The organism is Anaeromicropila herbilytica (assembly GCF_016591975.1).
GTDB classification, from domain to species: Bacteria; Bacillota; Clostridia; order Lachnospirales; family Lachnospiraceae; genus Anaeromicropila; species Anaeromicropila herbilytica.
Map to the genome: position 1 here is coordinate 2,670,305 of NZ_AP024169.1, position 14,436 is coordinate 2,684,740.

At 34.6% G+C, this 14,436-nt stretch carries 14 protein-coding genes; 1 reads left to right on the forward strand and 13 read right to left on the reverse strand.

Going from position 1 to position 14,436, the window contains the following annotated elements:
• Positions 1-60: 60 nt before the first annotated feature.
• The 4 genes from bsdtb5_RS11490 to bsdtb5_RS11505 all read right to left on the reverse strand — a co-directional run bounded on the left by bsdtb5_RS11490 (position 61) and on the right by bsdtb5_RS11505 (position 6,097).
• Complete coding sequence (locus tag bsdtb5_RS11490; RefSeq protein ID WP_271712124.1) at positions 61-2,052, reverse strand: oxidoreductase; 1,992 nt, start codon at positions 2,050-2,052, stop codon at positions 61-63.
• Positions 2,053-2,227: 175 nt separating this feature from the next.
• Positions 2,228-2,896, reverse strand: coding sequence for a hydrogenase nickel incorporation protein HypB (hypB, locus tag bsdtb5_RS11495; RefSeq protein ID WP_271712125.1), 669 nt, complete (start codon positions 2,894-2,896; stop codon positions 2,228-2,230).
• 120 nt (positions 2,897-3,016) lie between these two features.
• Positions 3,017-3,358: a hydrogenase maturation nickel metallochaperone HypA/HybF gene (locus tag bsdtb5_RS11500; RefSeq protein ID WP_271712126.1), complete on the reverse strand. Its 342-nt coding sequence runs from the start codon at positions 3,356-3,358 to the stop codon at positions 3,017-3,019.
• 3 nt (positions 3,359-3,361) lie between these two features.
• Positions 3,362-6,097 carry an FAD-dependent oxidoreductase gene (locus bsdtb5_RS11505; RefSeq protein ID WP_271712127.1) on the reverse strand — a complete coding sequence of 912 codons (2,736 nt, stop codon included), beginning with the start codon at positions 6,095-6,097 and terminating at the stop codon, positions 3,362-3,364.
• Between the two features lie 151 nt (positions 6,098-6,248).
• Between bsdtb5_RS11505 and bsdtb5_RS11510 the strand changes: the two genes are divergently transcribed.
• Positions 6,249-6,791: a TetR/AcrR family transcriptional regulator gene (locus bsdtb5_RS11510; RefSeq protein ID WP_271712128.1), complete on the forward strand. Its 543-nt coding sequence runs from the start codon at positions 6,249-6,251 to the stop codon at positions 6,789-6,791.
• A 9-nt stretch (positions 6,792-6,800) separates the two neighbouring features.
• Here bsdtb5_RS11510 and bsdtb5_RS11515 read toward each other — a convergent pair whose 3' ends face one another.
• The 9 genes from bsdtb5_RS11515 to bsdtb5_RS11555 all read right to left on the reverse strand — a co-directional run bounded on the left by bsdtb5_RS11515 (position 6,801) and on the right by bsdtb5_RS11555 (position 14,406).
• The gene (locus bsdtb5_RS11515; RefSeq protein ID WP_271712129.1) at positions 6,801-8,636 is read right to left on the reverse strand and encodes a fibronectin type III domain-containing protein; all 1,836 of its coding nucleotides are present in this window, start codon (positions 8,634-8,636) and stop codon (positions 6,801-6,803) included.
• A 162-nt stretch (positions 8,637-8,798) separates the two neighbouring features.
• Positions 8,799-9,782, reverse strand: a complete 984-nt coding sequence (locus tag bsdtb5_RS11520) for a DUF2971 domain-containing protein (protein ID WP_271712130.1) — start codon at positions 9,780-9,782, stop codon at positions 8,799-8,801.
• A gap of 31 nt (positions 9,783-9,813) precedes the next feature.
• Complete coding sequence (locus tag bsdtb5_RS11525) at positions 9,814-10,335, reverse strand: GNAT family N-acetyltransferase (RefSeq protein ID WP_271712131.1); 522 nt, start codon at positions 10,333-10,335, stop codon at positions 9,814-9,816.
• A gap of 24 nt (positions 10,336-10,359) precedes the next feature.
• Positions 10,360-11,112, reverse strand: a complete 753-nt coding sequence (locus bsdtb5_RS11530; RefSeq protein ID WP_271712132.1) for a GNAT family N-acetyltransferase — start codon at positions 11,110-11,112, stop codon at positions 10,360-10,362.
• Positions 11,113-11,149: 37 nt separating this feature from the next.
• Positions 11,150-11,578, reverse strand: coding sequence for an NUDIX hydrolase (locus bsdtb5_RS11535; RefSeq protein WP_271712133.1), 429 nt, complete (start codon positions 11,576-11,578; stop codon positions 11,150-11,152).
• A gap of 124 nt (positions 11,579-11,702) precedes the next feature.
• Positions 11,703-12,359 carry a class I SAM-dependent methyltransferase gene (locus bsdtb5_RS11540; RefSeq protein WP_271712134.1) on the reverse strand — a complete coding sequence of 219 codons (657 nt, stop codon included), beginning with the start codon at positions 12,357-12,359 and terminating at the stop codon, positions 11,703-11,705.
• Positions 12,360-12,452: 93 nt separating this feature from the next.
• Positions 12,453-12,971 (reverse strand): HIT family protein, encoded by a 519-nt coding sequence (locus bsdtb5_RS11545; RefSeq protein WP_271712135.1) that lies wholly within the window; start codon positions 12,969-12,971, stop codon positions 12,453-12,455.
• A 63-nt stretch (positions 12,972-13,034) separates the two neighbouring features.
• Positions 13,035-13,574, reverse strand: coding sequence for a CDP-alcohol phosphatidyltransferase family protein (locus bsdtb5_RS11550; RefSeq protein WP_271712136.1), 540 nt, complete (start codon positions 13,572-13,574; stop codon positions 13,035-13,037).
• Positions 13,575-13,680: 106 nt separating this feature from the next.
• Entirely contained in the window at positions 13,681-14,406 is a 726-nt protein-coding gene (locus bsdtb5_RS11555) for a GNAT family N-acetyltransferase (protein WP_271712137.1), read from the reverse strand.
• Positions 14,407-14,436 lie beyond the last annotated feature (30 nt).

The window sequence follows — 14,436 nt, forward strand, 5'->3', positions numbered from 1 at the left end:
TATCATTTTATGCACTACTTTATCTTAACAGATTATCTATAAGGAATCAAACGATTGCAATTAGATATGATTAGCAACTTCAAAAGCATCCCAGATACCATACATAATATTGGAGACTTTCTTCGCATCACCAAGTAAATAGATTTCTGGAACATCGAATTCAAGTTCATGATACAAGGAATCTTCTTCTTTATATCCTACAGAAAGAATCACACTATCAGATGGAATCGCTGTTACTTTGCCATCGATAGTAACGCTTAACTTACCATCTTGATATCCAGTGACTTTCGCACTTGTTACGATATCAATATTATTAAATGGAAGTAATGCTTCAAGCATGTCTTTATTCGCATGACAAAGTGGTCCATTCACAGCCATAATCTTATCCATAGCTTCTACAATAGTGACTTTCTTTCCATGTTGAGCTAACCATAACGCTGTCTCACAACCTACTAGACCACCACCAACTACTACTGTTGTATCTCCACAATCTTTCTCTTTTAGTAAAACTTGAGAAGCTGTATATACATGTTCATCATCACCAAGAGAAAATACCTTTGGTGTTGAACCAGTAGCTACGATAACTGTATCATATTCATTCTTTAACACATCATCTTTTTTAATCTCTTTATTAAGATGAACTGCCACCTTTAAGCGGTCTAATTCACAAGCATACCAGTTTGCTAATTCGATATCATCCTCTTTGAATTCTGGAGCACCACCTGGAATCAGGTTACCACCTAGACGGCTTCCTTTTTCAAATAATTCTGGTTTGTGTCCACGAATTGCAAGTACTCTTGCAGCTTCACAACCAGCAACACCACCACCAATAATTAGTACTTTCTTAGGAGCTAAGATTGGTTCATAAGCTGTTACACGTTCTCTAGCTGCTTGTGGGTTAACTGCACAGTTAATCAAGGAGTATTCTGCTACACGTCCCATACAGCCTTCTTGACAAGATATACATGGACGAATCTGTTCCACACGACTAGATCTTACTTTATTACAATAATCTGGATCTGCTAATAAAGGTCTTCCTAACTCAATCACATCGCATACACCTTGTTCAATCGCTTCCAATGCCATATCAGGATTATCCATACGACCTGCACAGAATACTGGAATCTTTACAACATCCTTTACCATCTTACAGTAATCGCGGTAAAGTCCCTTTTCTTGGTACATTGGTGGGTGATTCCACCACCAAGCATCATAGGTTCCTACATCTGTATCTAAGGCATCATAACCATAAGCCTCTAACAACCTAGCTGCCTCTAATCCTTCTTCTACATCACGGCCTTTTTCTTCAAATTCTTCTCCTGGTAATGCTCCAACTCTCCAGTCTTTAATCATGCTCTTTACACTAAAGCGTAGAGTTACAGGGAAATCTTCTCCACATCTATTCTTAATCTCTTCTACTACTTCTCTTGCAAAACGAAGACGATTCTCTAGAGATCCGCCATACTCGTCCTCTCTTAGATTAAACATAGAGATTGCAAACTGATCCATTAGATATCCTTCATGTACTGCATGAATCTGAATACCATCGAATCCAGCACGTTTTGCATGAAATGCTCCATCACCGAACTGCTTTACAATCATATGAATCTCATCAACTGTAATAGGTCGGCAGGTCTTATCTAACCATCTATGTTGAATTGCTGAAGGTGCGATTGGTGGAATATCTCCTACGTTAGTAGGAATTGTAACACGTCCAAATCCAGCGGACATCTGTAAAAAGATCTTACTTCCATAAGCATGAATACGTTCTGTCATTTCACGACTTGTCTTTACGAACTGAACTGGCTTGTAGTTTGGATTCGGAACAGTTGATGGATCCTGTTTTTCTACTATATTATCCATAAAAGTAACACCAGTAATAATTAAACCAGTACCACCTTTAGCACGCTCTGTATAATAATCAATTCCTCGTTGATTCCAACCACCATTTGCATCTGCTAGTCCTAACGGCCCCATAGGTGCCATAGCAAAACGGTTTTTGATTGTAATGCTACCAACTTTCACTGGAGTAAAAAGCTTTTGATACTTCATTCTGTATATCCTCTCTTTCCTGATAAAATCAATCCTTAATTAAACATAATATTGATACATTGATAAATTTTTATCAATATGTCTATGAATTAATTTTATCAGTAAAAAAGAAGAACCACTATCAATTAAACGTTTCCAGTTAGAAACAAATTATTTTATCATGGCTGCCTTGATATTACTTATTCCACTCATTCACATTTTCCAAAAGCCAGTTGCACCAATCGTCAATACCTTCTCCGGTCTTTGCTGAGATAGGAAATATCTTAAGCTTAGGATTTCTCTGATGTGCGTACTCAATTACTTTATCCATATCAAAATCAAAGTAAGGAAGTACATCGATCTTATTGATAATCAGTGCGTCACATACTGTAAATATAAGAGGATATTTTAACGGTTTATCATGACCTTCTGGTACAGAAAGAATCATAACATTCTTAGATGCCCCTGTGTCAAACTCTGCTGGACACACCAGATTACCGACATTCTCTAAGATTGCAAGATCAAAACTTTGTGCGTTCAATGCTTTTAATCCCTGTTCTGTCATTCCGGCATCCAAATGACACATACCACCCGTATGAAGTTGTATGGCTTCAACCCCCGTATTAGCCATGGTTCTTGCATCAACATCTGAATCAATATCTGCTTCCATAATACCTATTTTCAATTTATCTTTAAGATTATTTACTGTTTTTACTAGTGTTGTAGTTTTTCCACTACCTGGAGAAGACATTAGATTTAATAAAAAAGTCTTATCTTCTTTTAGTTCCTGTCGAATACGGTCTGCCTCTGCATCATTATTCGCAAATACGCTTTCCTTAATTTCAATAATTCTAATATTATCCATAATTTGATTTCTCCATATTTTACTCCATTCCTGCGCACGCTTTTAGCGCATAGGCACAGACTTTTGTGGGTGAAAGATTAGAAAAATCTTTCACCCTTATATCCTGGCTATGTCCTACATTTAATATCCAATGTCTTTAATCAAGAATTCCTGACCACCTAATATCTTTTTGGACCTGCTTTTGCAATTTGGGCAGCACCCCTCATTTTTCATTACATTATATAGAGACTGGCATTCTTCACAGATTGCTTGTCCCTTTACGATCTTCATTCGCAGTTCGGCATCTTTTAAAACTGGTCTTTTTTCTACAACAATAGGAAAATATTTTTCAAAGAACACTGGCATATAGCCGGTAAGTTCTCCTATTTCCAGTGTGATAAAGCGGATTTTATCAACTTGGTTTTCTTTTGCAATTCTTTCTACGGTTTTTACTGCTTCTTCTAAAACACCAATTTCATGCATACTCTACTCCTTTTTAAAGGAGCCCGCTATTGTACGACCAACCTTTAAGACAGTGTCCTTGGCAATAGCTCCCACTAATTTTTCATAAGGAACGCCCCATGCGTCATATTTTCTCGTCAACGAGATTGCATCAAATTTGCATCGAGTAGTACATAATCCACATCCAATACAAATATTCTGGTCTACTCTTGCAGCTCCGCAGCCTAAACATCTTGCAGTTTCTTTCTTAACCTGCTCCTCTGTAAATGTTTTTCTCTCATCCTGAAAACTTAATGCTTTACTTGTATCTCTACCTGGCTTTTGACGTTTCGCATTATCGTATTCAGCAATAACCAGATTATCTTTGTCTATATATTTGTAATTATCTCTTTTTACCCTTCCAAGTGTAAGACTGTGACCTTCCCATACAAAACGGTGCAAAGACTCAGCCCCTTCCTTTCCTGCTGCAATCGCATCAATTGCAAACCTTGGTCCTGTGTAAGCATCTCCACCCACAAAGACATCTTTCTGTGCTGTCTGATATGTCCATGCATCTGCTTTTACTGTGTTATTACGATTCAATTCCACCTTTGTTCCATCTAATAAATGATTCCACTCAATTGATTGACCAATCGCAGCTAAAACATAATCACATTCCACTGTTTTTACATCATTCTCATCATACTGAGGATTGAAACGTCCCTCTGAATCTTTTACAGAAAGACATTTTTTAAATACAATTCCTTTTACTTTGCCATTCTCTAAAAGTATTTCCTTTGGTCCCCATCCACAGTTCATCTGAATCTGTTCTTCTTCTGCTTCTTCAATCTCATCCGCAGCTGCTGGCATATGTTCACGATCTTCCAGACAGAACATGGAAACCTCTTCTCCACCAAAACGTCTTGCTGTTCTGGCTACGTCAACTGCAACATTTCCTCCACCAACAACGACAACCTTTCCATGAAGTGGGTTCATTTCCTTCATTGCAACTTTTCTAAGGAAATCAATACCAGAAATCACGCCATCAGAATCTTCACCTTCAATTCCGATTTTTCTTCCGCCCTGTGCTCCGATCGCTACATAAAAACCTTGATATCCATGTGCACGAAGTTCCTCTAATGTGATATCTTTGCCAACCTCAACACCAGTTTTAATATCCACACCTAATGCCTTGATTACTTCTATTTCTGCATCAACCACATTTTTATCTAAGCGGAATGCTGGCATTCCAAATTGCATCATGCCGCCTGCTTTTGCTTCTTTTTCAAATACGGTAACTTGATGTCCATATATTGCAAGATAATATGCACAAGATAATCCCGCTGGTCCAGCTCCAATAACAGCTATTTTCTTACCTTCCTGGTTCATTTTCTTTGGTATATACCGTACATCTGATTTCATATCCTGCTCTGCAATGAACTTTTTAACTTCATCTATGGCAACCGCTTCATCCAGGTCTCCTCTTGTACAAACCTGTTCACAGAATCTTGCACAGACGCTTCCACAAACAGCTGGAAATGGATTTTCTCTCTTAATCAGTTCCAATGCTTCTGCATATTTTCCTTCCGAAGCCTTTTTCAAATATCCCTGAACGGATATGTGTGCTGGACAATTTGTTTTACATGGAGCTGTCCCAGTTTCAGGCACCACGTTATCTCGTTCTGTAAGAAAATCTGTCTGCCAGTTTTCTTTTCCAAAGATCAAATGATTGTCTGGTATCTTTTTATTTTTAATCTTAACAGGCTGTTCCTGACATAAACTCTGACCTAGTTTCACTGAATTTTGTGGACAGACTTCTACACATCCACCACACGCAACACACTTTTCCTGTTCAACATTTGCAACATAGTTAGAGCGTGAAAAACTTGGAGATTGTGTGTACCAGGAAGTGCGAAGTGCCATACAAGTATCCCAGTTACAGTTACAAAGGAAAAGTGAAAAGTCAGGTCCATCAATATTGGATACCTGATGTACATATCCTCTTTCTTCTGCTTTTAGTAGAATATCTTCTGCTTCTGCTCTGGTAATTCGCCTAGCCTTTCCTACCCGAATACAGCTTTCTGCATATTTTCCAAGATTAATACACCATTCACCTTCGAGATCCGAAGTACCTTCTCCTACCATTCTACGAATTCTTCTGCATTCACATGGTGCAACTGCGATACTTTCACCTGCTTTATCTAACCAGTAAGATACCTCTTCATATTTCACTTTCTGGGGCTCCTTAGCAATCGCAGTCTCTACTGGAATTGCACGCATCAAGGCAGATCCCATTGGCATGAAATTGGAAACCATTTTCTGTAAATCCAGAATATAATTCAAAAAAGCTGGTGCTGTCTCTGGATATTTTTCTGTCATCGACACCTGCATGATTGTATTTTCCATTGCTCCTGGTGCAAAAACAGGCATTTGTACCAAATCTATGCCAGCATCATCACTTGTGTATTCCAATATTCCAATATGTACGAGTTCATCTGCGAATTTTGCAGTTTCCTCAACTTTCATTCCTTCAAGTTTAGCTAAATCTTTGATATAATATGGTTTTCTTAACTTCATTTTTAATAAAAAATCCACCATCTTATCTGATAACATACGGTCAAAAAAGATATATTCCCATGATGTCTCTGATGGGTTTAAGTTCAACATATTCATATGCTTTACTAACTTTATAAGATTTTTTCTTGGTGTTTTACTGCAAGTCTCCCAATATTCCTTCAAACAGGCTTTCTCACCTTCTGTAAAAACATGCTGCTCTGCCATGATATCTCCTCCATAAATCAATAAACTTTTAATAACTTTGATAGTTTTATTATATCAACGGGAAATATTATTGTCATGAAACCAACTTGACAGTATGTCTCAAAATGATACAATAATAATATATTGTCTCATAATAAGGAGTATGCTTACCATGATAGATCGTACCAAAAATGCCATTGTTGACTCATTCAACACCCTGATAAAAACAACCGAATTTGAATATATAACATCAAAAAAAATTGCTGATGTGGCAGGCATCAGCAAAGCGACTTTTTATCGTTATTTTAAAGATAAATATGAAGTTATGAACTACAATTACAAAGCCCTTTTAGACCGTTTACTACAGTCTCCTAATTGCACTGACTATCGCTCTCTGTATTATATGCTCTTTAGTATAGGTAAAAGAGACTGGCAGTTTTTATATCGTGCATTTAAAATCACTGGCTCTAATTCCTTATCTGATTTTATATATGAATACTCGATGGAAACGGTACGTAAAATAACCAGCATAAATAGGAATGGTGATGGCTTAACTCCATCAGAACAACTACAGATCGATGTCTTTTGCGTAGGCATCAGTATAATCTATCGTAAATGGATATTTGAAGGGTATCCTCTCACAGCAAATGAAGCCGCTGATGCATTATTTGACCTGATGCCTGATAGCTTAAAATATTATTGGTTCAAATCTTAGTTAAATAAATTATTTTATTTTCACACTTTTAGAAGTACTAAATCTTCCACAATCATAAAGTTTTCCATGCTGAATATACGCTCGAACTGTAAAAGTATAAGTACCTCCTATCTTTAATGCTCGGAATGTAAGGGAATTTGTCTTGGTAGAATAGTGATTCTGATACTCGTATCCAGGATCTGTACCCTTACCATCACTCGATACATTCACTTGATATCCTGTTGCTCCAGGGATAGGATTCCATGCTACAGTTGCTTCTCCATGACCTGTATTCTTCACAGAAGTAATTATAGCTCTTCCAAGGGTCAATCTATTAGGTAATCTGGTGCAACCCACATAGTTAGTAGTACCTTTTGACCTAATATAGAAATTGGTATCCCCTCTTCTATCACTTTTCGTAAATATTATCTTGCCATTACGATCATATACCGTTTCGGTATACACTTTATTAAGACAATATTTAATATATACTCCACTGTTGTTATCAAATATTTTGTATTCACAAACATCAATATTATCAATATTTTTATTTAGCGTTGCTTTAGTAACTACGTTCAAGGATTTGTCGAGGAATGAAAGTTGTACTTTATTCTTTGATAACGTTTTATATAATATTTCACCTTGATCTATATTATAAGAATAAATATCGTCATTACTTGGTATGAATTTTCCATCAAAAGTTAGATTCTCCATATCCTGGTTATAAATCTTATCTAGTGCATAACCATTTCCTAATTCCATTATGTTATTTCCACACTCTTTTATTAATTTACCACTTGGATTGTAAAGTCTTACATTATAGGTACATTCGTAATCAGGTCGATCATATGATATAAAATACTTTCCGAACGGTTTTATTATCATAGGATTCTCCTCTACATCAACAAAATCCGTATTCTCCCATTTCTGATATGTCTTTGTATTATAAAGTGTAGAACTAGCAACGGTTTCATTCGCATAAATACCTCCCGTTACATCCTTTCGGTTTCTAAGAACAATATAATCTCCACCGTAGACACGAAGATAGTCATTGGATTTATCAAGCAGATTACCATTTCTATCGTACAAGTAATATAAGTTATGCGCATTAAGCAAATAACAATTGCCATAAGAATCTACAGATGGGTCTATATCTTTCGCTTTTGAATCGGATTTCTTGATATCTGCAATAACTTCGTTCTTCATATCTTTTATTTTCGTATTATATAATAACCAATACTGATTCAAAGCTGTTTTATCTTCTTCTGGTATGTCAGTTACTTCATTACCATCATAATCATAGATACCCTTTATATCTACACGGTTCTCAGCATCGATTAATTGATAAACAAGAAAGTATTTACCATACTCATCCAGTTTATCATTATCGCCATATGTATAAAGTACTTTTCCTGTTCTTGATATATAATAGGTCTGTTTCTTTGCATCAATTGCTCGAAATCCATGATTCGTATAATAGATTTCTGTATATTTATTAGGTGGTACTAAGGTATTTCCAGATTGATCAATTAGACCAAAATATCTGGTTCCATGTACCTTCTTCGTTACAATAGCATCAATATTTGAATTATATGGATTCTGTCTTATTTCATTGAAATCAGTAAACTCAGTCACTTTTATTAATTTACCAGTAACAGCGTCCATTAATGCTACTTTTCCTTTGTAATATCCATAGATAATTCCATGAGTATCAAAATCTACATCATATACTTTATTCAATACACATCTATAATTACCATTGATTTTCCATGCTGTCATGGCTGCCTTAGTTGTTGTATTATCTAACATTGTTAGAAGTAATGTTAAGATAATCAATAATGCAAACCATCTTTTCGTCTTTTTCATAAATATCCTCCTTGCTTTTACAATAGCCCTCCTATTACGCTTCTATATCTTACTACTATATTTTAATAAATGCTATTATGAAATCTTTAAGATTTTCTTTCGAATTATTAGGACGTTATAATAATTAATATTTGGATGAAACGCCATAAGTTCATATAGAAGTTAATACCTAATGGGAATACCCGATTGATTAATATCTATTTTATTCTCATATCCACAATCCGTTAAGAATCTGTTAAGACCTTGTTCTGCAAGCTCTTTGTCCAACATAGGAGAAAGCGTTACTGACTTAAAGGATGCCTTCTCAATATTCAATGTACAGTGAGGTACAATAATGCCTCCTTTGACATCGTAACCTACGTTAAGTACTGAGTGGTTTTTTTGGGCATACTCAGTAGGTAACTTAATAATAAAGCGAAATTCTTTTTCACTCTCAAAGGCTTGATCCTTGAAAAATAACCTGGCACTCTCTAAGAAATCCAGAATCTTTCCCTTTGCGTTATCATATAGTTCATCTATCAGTTGTAAGTCATCAATGCTCTCTAGTTCACCTCTCAAGCAACGATCAATATTTAGAATACCTTCTTTTAAATACCTTATCTGCTCTGATTCATTGTATAACACCTTGCCATAAAGAAGCTCAATATTTTCATTTTTCAAGGCAGAAAAGCTCTTAAGTATACTATTAACCGCGATACCTAGATTGTACCCTTGGTAATTGCCACCTTTTACATAATAATTCCACATATTTAAGGCATCCCTCTGTTCGGAAGTACAAAAGATATAATAACGTTGCTTAATATAGCGGAACTTCAACTGAGGATTAATATCAGAACGTGGAACGACTACCAATAGTTCTGTTTCATAATTGTCATTAAACATGTTGCGAATCATATCAGGAATAGAATCGTCAAACAATTCTTCTTGAATCTCTTCTAAAGCCTGCATTAACGGCTTATGGATATGTACATATTCGGATTTGTCATTTAGAAATTGACAATCCGTAAAACGGATGCTATGTGAACCTAAAATTGCTTTCATTCCTAACGGGGATGTGTAGTGATAGGTAATGGCACTTCGGCCTTTCTTAAGACTATCCTTGTCAGGGTAAAAAGAACGTATCTGTGGGTCTTTCGTTACCGCCATGTATGGATACCTCCTTCGGTTATACTTTGTTTTATTTGATTTCTAAAGCATACATCAAATCTTCTCTATCTTCATCTGACAATTTATTTCTACGGCCCTGTGTCTTATTTACTAATTCCATACCCAACTTCTCCATCACTCTATAAGAAGCGATATTTTCACTATCACAATGTGCAATGAATTTGTTTACTTTCAATTCTTTTTTTGCTAAGTTAATTATTTCATTAGCTGCTTCTGTTGCAAATCCACAGCCCCAGTACTTCTTACTAATAATCCAGCCCAGTTCCCCTTCGGAATTATCTTTATTAAGATAAATACTGATTGCACCGATATGCTCATGATCCAGTAGAATAGCATATTCGTAAAACTGAGGATTGCTTTTTTGCCACTCTTCTTGTACTTTAACTAGAAAACTTTTAGTCTCGCTAATATCCATATTAGGCAGATGTACCATATATTTCGTGTTATCAACATCACTAGCATATTTATGTGTTGATATAAGATACTGCGGTCCCAAGGGAACCAATAATAAACGCTTTGTAGAAATATTCATTCGATTAATCTCCTTTACAATAAATTATCTGCTATAAGCTGCTCGTCCAGCCTTCTTTATATCCACTAGACGGAAACCCGCTTCATAATAAATCTTTTCAGCAGTTTCTCCGTCTGGCCATAAATAACAATTCTCTATCCCATTTGTTCTGCAATATTCTACAAAACAATTTATTAATGCCCTGCCTACGCCTATATTTCTATATTCCTTGGATACCAAAAGATAGTCAACCCTGCATACATAATCTGTAACATGACAATGTGTCATCCCAACTGGTTTATCTTTATAAAAAGCCACAAAGAACAGAGTATTACTATTATTTAGTGCATTTTTTACCACATCTATTTCCCATGGTTCTCCTGCTTTTTCAAATATCTCAACACCATATTCATTTTTCCACTCAGAAACCTTTTGAACAATGATCTCCCCATTAGGAATAATAGTACTTTCTGCTGATAATACCATGTACTTTTGTATCTCACTAAAGCTTTCAAACCCATAATCCCAAAGATCACTTTTGATTCTCTCAAAATATCCATCATCACAGATTGATTGGTATATGATAGGCTTAATTCCTTTCCCTTTGTAAAACTCTAAAATATCATCAAGTACGTGACTTAAGTTGGTACTTTGATTTTCATAAATAATCGCATGGTTTGAATCGTAAGATTCTTTATTTTCTTCATTATAAAACAATAATCCATAATCTCTTTTTTCATATCTAGTTATCTCTCTTGGGAATAAATCCTCTTCATTATAGATCTTTTCTAAATTCATCTAGCACCTCAAAACTTCAATTATTAAAAATATGAGTTTAGTAGAATTTCCTTCTTCGCGCTTCCTCCATTAACTTAGGCTGAATTTCTGGATAAGTCCAATTATCAACCATTTTATCTGTTAAAACTATTTTCTCTATCTCACTATGTAATTCATCTTCAAAATTTTCTATTTCCGCAAAATATAGCATTCCAAATGACTCGTTTCCATCAACATTATCCTTCGCAATAACAGAGTAGACACATACTGGTTTAATATCATATTGTAATGCACCTGTTTCTTCATACAACTCTCTCTTAGCTGTATCTAATATATTCTCACCTGCTTCACGATGTCCGCCCGGCACTTCAAAGGTATTTCTCTCTCTATGTTTGCAAAATACCCACTTATTATTTGATCTTGAAATAATGACAGCAAATTTCAGTAGTTCATCTTCAATATTATCATAAAAGTTAACCTTAACCATATCAGTGTTTCTCCTTAATTAATTTAATCTCCTCAACAAATGGTAATGGCTAATAGACACCAGATATTGAAATATCTTTTACTCCTCTGCTCATTCCTTTGGCTCCGTTCATCTAAATTGCTGATTATTTTTTACATCCATTAATATAGTAATGTTTAATATCTGTCTTTTCACCATTTAACAGACAATAATCAATATGACGAATCCTGTCTATAGCAAAATTATGATATAAACTCAGGATGTCTTCACGATTTACATAAAAATGAGGAACGTCATTCTCTGGACCTTCTTCTTTTTTTATAATTGTGTTCTCATCTATTCTAGGATATCCTGACTTAGTAAATTCCCAAGATTCTTTCGAACACATAGATGTATATATTTCTCCACCTTGCTTTAGAACTCGTTCTATTTCACTTATAACCTGCTTTATACCTTCTGTATCTGCATGGGAAATAGAATGATAAGCAAAAATACAATCAAAAGACTTGTCCTTATAAGGTAATGCAACCATATCACCAATTCTAACATCGATATCTAATTTTTCATTATTAGCCCATTCTTTTAAATAATTTACTCCGTATTCAGATATATCAATAGCCGAGACTTCAAATCCCTGTTGTGCAAAATATATAGAGTGGCGCCCTAATCCAGCACCTAAATCCAAAATCTTTTTATATCCTAACTCTAACCATTTGTTCGCAAGATAATAAACATCATCCGTTGGTTTTAACCAAGGTGAATGGTTTGCTTTATCCCATTCCCATCCCTTTGATTCTATCATATGAATTTCCTCCAATTATATAAAATTAGTATCTATCTTTTTGATTTCGAATACAAGAACTTCCTACAGATGCAGATTAGATACTAGACACTGCTATTCAAATACATTAAATTTGATACTTTTTAATGCTTCTCTATACAGATCCGTTGTCTCTTGATAATCTGTGAGAACCCCTTCTTCTCTAACAAAATTTTGATATCCAATAGTTTCGCCTTTTAATCTTGGTAAGAGTTGAAAGTGTAAATGATTTCTTTTTCCATCACATATTGTACACATATATACCTTCTCTGCACCCAATATTTCTTTATGTAATTTTATGATAGCATTAGAAATCTTAAGTATATGTGTTCCCAAATCAATAGGCATTTCCGAAATATCTTCATAGTGGAGTTTTGATACTATGATTGTTTGTCCAGTTGCCCTTGGAAATTTTTCAAACTGACATCTTACTAATTCATCTTCATAAATAACCAAACCATCATCAGGGAAAATATCCCCTGAAATAAAGTTTTGACAAGAAAAACAAATACCATTCTCTTGGTAATCTCTTATCACTTTTCTTCTATGAACTAGTAAAAGTTCATCCTCTTTATCTAATCTCTTTACAAACATCCGCTACCCCCTACTCTTGATTCCTGTTTTTCTAATCAGAAAGTGAACCTCTATAAAATACACTTAATTGCTAACGTTTGACTTAATATCCCTATTCAATGTTTTTGAAGTCATGTTGATAAGCATGTCTTCCATTGCTGAGATACTCGCTATACAACAAATAAGCGTTGCTGTAATTTCTTTCCCAACGATAGAAAATAGAATTGGAAAGAAAAATAAGACTAAACCTGTAGCTTTATTAGCATATGTATGTAAAAAAGTAAGTTGATGATGCCTTACAAAACCCAAAATTAAGGAAGCCACACGAATTACAACTATAATAACAATCAAACCGATAATCCATAAAGGGAAGGCCATAGATGGTATGTAAATATACAATACAATGCTGATGAATATAAAATCCGAAACACTATCCAATAGCTGTCCAAGTTTACTGGTGACATTCATTTTTCTAGCAAGATATCCATCTAAAACGTCACTGATTCCACATATTAGATAAAGGGAAAAGAACACCGCTGAAAATGGCTTTTCAAGTAATAAACTTACAGATGCGAGTATTCTACTAACAGAAAGGTAATTTGGTATGTTTTTAATTGTTTTCACCCCCTGTTTATAAGTAAATTTATTTTAAATAAAGATATTCCCATTTATATTTTCAACTACAAAGCAGGACGAAAGCTGCCTTTACATCTTCCATTACGTATTGCCTTTATAATAATTCTAATCTTGTTCTAAAACAATGAGACCATGTTGGAATATATCCTGATTTTACAGCAACACGTTGAGATGCAAGAGTACTGCAATCTGTACTATAATAAGGAACTATACCACGATTAAGAACCTCAAATGTTAATGCATTTACCATAATAGTGGCTAAATTATTCCCTCGATATGGTGATAAAACATCAACATTGATTTGCCACATAGTCTCACATTCTGCAGTAGCACTTGCAATACCAACTACATCACCTTTTTGCTTTACCACTATGGCTAATACTTCTGGGTGAAAACTATTACTGGTATATTGTAACGCATAATCAAAGCCCTTATATTTATATAGTTTTGCTATATCACATTTTTCAACAATATCAAATTCATAATCATCTGTCTTTTTAAAAGATCTTATATTATTAAAATAGGGCAAAAAGTAGGGATTTACACCATAAATAAATGGCATATTAAACACTTCATGTCTTGTTTTTCCTTCAAGCTTATTTTTAACTAATGATAAAATATCGGAAGAAGCATTTATAACAACACCATTACCAAATGTAATCATTTCTAATCGAGGTGTAATAAATGGATATGGTCGCCTGCCTTTTAATTCTTTCGCTTCTGTAAATATCAATCCATCCTTTAAAAAGTCTTGAGGAGAACAGTTGTAATCTATAGCAAGTTGATTATAAACTATTTGCATCATATATTTTTTATCCATTTATGTAAGCTCCTATAAGATAATAATTAG